Source organism: Brevundimonas denitrificans, assembly GCF_030160755.1.
Classification (GTDB): domain Bacteria; phylum Pseudomonadota; class Alphaproteobacteria; order Caulobacterales; family Caulobacteraceae; genus Brevundimonas; species Brevundimonas denitrificans.
This window is the reverse complement of sequence record NZ_BSOY01000181.1, coordinates 1-704: the sequence shown is the minus strand read 5'-3', so window position 1 is coordinate 704 and position 704 is coordinate 1. Positions and strand designations below refer to the sequence as shown.

The window sequence follows — 704 nt, the reverse complement described above, 5'->3', positions numbered from 1 at the left end:
AAGGCCGCCCAGTTCATCCAGCTTTGCAGCCAGTCCGGCACCCCGCTTCTGTTCCTGCAGAACACCACCGGCTATATGGTCGGCACCGAGGCGGAGCAGGCAGGCATCGTCAAACACGGATCAAAGATGATTCAGGCGGTTACCAATGCCACGGTTCCCAAGCTCACCCTGCATATCGGTGCCAGCTTCGGGGCCGGAAATTATGGCATGTGCGGACGGTCCTTTGATCCCCGCTTCATCTTTGCCTGGCCCAACAACCGGGTGGCGGTCATGGGCGGCGAACAGGCGGCCAAGGTCATGTCCATCGTTACCGAGGAAAAATTCAGGAAAATGGGACAGGAGCCGGACCGGGACGCCCTTCAACAGATGGAGCAGGGCATCATCCGGCGGATGGACAAGGAATCCACTGCCCTGTTCGCCACGGCACGGCTTTGGGATGACGGCCTGATCGACCCACGGGATACCCGCAAGGTCCTCAGCTATTGCCTGTCCATCGCAGGGGAAGCCGATGCACGACAAACCAATAAGAACACCTTTGGCATCGGTCGCATGTAACAAAAACAACAAACGGGAGGAAGACAATGATTTACGGACCAGAACACAAGGAATTCATGAGCTCGCTCAGCAAGTTCATCGCACAGGAAATCAATCCCCATGTGGATCAGTGGGAAGAAGACGGCATTTTCCCTGCCCATGAATTGTTC

The 704-nt window shown here is 56.4% G+C and carries 2 protein-coding genes; both read left to right on the top strand.

The genetic code is table 11. From position 1 onward, the window contains the following. A partial coding sequence (locus QQJ79_RS15630) for a carboxyl transferase domain-containing protein (protein ID WP_284223852.1) occupies positions 1 to 555 on the top strand: 555 nt, incomplete at its 5' end. A gap of 26 nt (positions 556 to 581) precedes the next feature. After that, positions 582 to 704, top strand: a 123-nt coding sequence (locus tag QQJ79_RS16110; RefSeq protein ID WP_431307614.1) for an acyl-CoA dehydrogenase family protein, incomplete at its 3' end; no start/stop codon positions are given.